The following is a 1,786-nucleotide window of genomic DNA, read 5'->3' as shown; positions in this document are numbered from 1 at the left end:
GGTATTTCAGCCGAAATCTTTATAAAAGCAAAACCCAAGAATGCTGTTAAATCAACATTCTTGGGTTTTTAATTTGGGTTCATTTTTCTCTTAAATGGACTTTTTAGACAGCCCCTTTTTTGTTTAATTTACGAGGTTTTTTTCCCTTATGACCGGAATGTTGAACACGCTTCTGCCTTTCTTCCTGAGATTTTTCATTTAATTTGGGAAGAATTAATAGTTGGTAAGCATTGCAAGCCAGTAAAGCTGCGAGCATTAAATAAAGCCAATGTGTTGAGTTTTCTCGCAGAACAGGAACCCATTCCACGATTGTAACGACAATCATAAAAAATAAAGCAGGAATAAAGGCTTGTCGATTGGTTTGTTTCACTTTCAACCATGCAGTAATAATCCCTACAAACAACAGGATAAAGGCAGGGAATAAATAAGGCAGAACACTTTCCCCTGATTCAGCAAAATTTTCATATCGCAAATAAACTAGATCAAAGAGGGCAAATAAAATAAGAACGACTTGTACACCATTCCATAATGAAGGAGATTTAAAAATTCCTAATCCAAATCGATGAATCGTTAAATAAGAAAAAAAGCCCATTTGACTTATAACACTTATTAAAAACCCCATAAATATCAACCATACAATGGCAGAAATCATATCAAGAAGTTGAAATTCAACAAAATACCGCTGTAATTCACTCCAGCGAACAATTAATCCTACAATCGCTGTAGTGAGCCCGCCAACTAATGATGTGGTCAAAAACAGTTTTACCCAATTGCGGCTTGTCACACTATAAACCTCCAAAGCAAGATTAAATACCATTATGATTGTACCAATCCCTATATAAAAAATCTATAAAATGAAGGCACAACGAATAATCTTTATGAAAATTCTTCATCATAACATTAAGGATTTATATCTGAAAGGAGCTTAAACATGAATGGAAAAAGAACGGCGCTCCTCCTATCCGCCCTACTCTTATTAGCAAGTTGTGCTCCTGCGGAGTCAGGAAATGGAGGGCAAGTTGATTATGAACAAACCAAAAAAATGGTAGTCGATATTCTTAAAACCGATGATGGTAAAAAGGCAATCAAAGAAGTTATGTCTGATGATAAAATGAAGGAAAGTTTAGTTATGGACCAACAGGTTGTCGCCACAACTATTGAACAAACGCTTACTTCTGATAAAGCAACGGAGTTTTGGAAAAAAGCTTTTAGTGACCCCAAATTTGCTAAAAGCGTTGCTAAAAATATGAAAGAAGAAAATGAAAAGCTATTAAAAGAATTAATGAATGACCCTGAATATCGAGGAATGATGATTGAAGTATTTAAAGAACCAGAAATTCAAAAGGAACTGACAGATGCATTAAAAAGTAAGGAATACCGCGAACACCTACAAAAGGTAATAACTGAGACCGTTGATAGTCCGCTTTTTAAAGCAAAAATTGAGGAACTACTTTTAAAAGCTGCCTCAGAAGCATCTAAAAATGAGAAAGAGAAAAAAGAAGGCGAAGAACAAGAAAGCTAAATCAGTTACTCATTCACCCTGTTATGTGCATAAAATGCATAAAAAACCTCTTCCCAAATGGAAGAGGACAGATTGTAGACAAAAGGCATTCCGAATAAACTTAATTCGAAATGCCTTTTCAAATTTATTCAAATTTAAAGCAATTTTTGGTCTATATTAACTTTAATTTGACCCCTACGGGGTCAATTATTATACCATTTTTGGACTAGTCCAAGTCCAGTTTGCCAGTTTCTTTAAATTCATTGCAGCAAAAGTAAGCATCGC

General features: G+C 34.7%; 2 protein-coding genes. One reads left to right on the top strand and one right to left on the bottom strand.

Features of this window, described 5'->3' with window-relative positions; translation table 11 throughout:
* Positions 1-103: 103 nt before the first annotated feature.
* A complete protein-coding gene (locus GZA11_RS16135; protein ID WP_163184391.1) occupies positions 104-784 on the bottom strand; it encodes a KinB-signaling pathway activation protein in 681 nt (226 codons plus the stop codon).
* A gap of 147 nt (positions 785-931) precedes the next feature.
* Between GZA11_RS16135 and gerD the strand changes: the two genes are divergently transcribed.
* Positions 932-1,522: a spore germination lipoprotein GerD gene (gene gerD / locus GZA11_RS16130; RefSeq protein WP_038538584.1), complete on the top strand. Its 591-nt coding sequence runs from the start codon at positions 932-934 to the stop codon at positions 1,520-1,522.
* Positions 1,523-1,786: the final 264 nt, after the last annotated feature.

Origin of the sequence: Neobacillus sedimentimangrovi (genome assembly GCF_010614825.1) — a bacterium.
GTDB classification, from domain to species: domain Bacteria; phylum Bacillota; class Bacilli; order Bacillales; family Cytobacillaceae; genus Neobacillus; species Neobacillus thermocopriae.
Note: the sequence above shows the minus strand (reverse complement) of the source record. Positions and strands in the feature narration are given on the sequence as shown.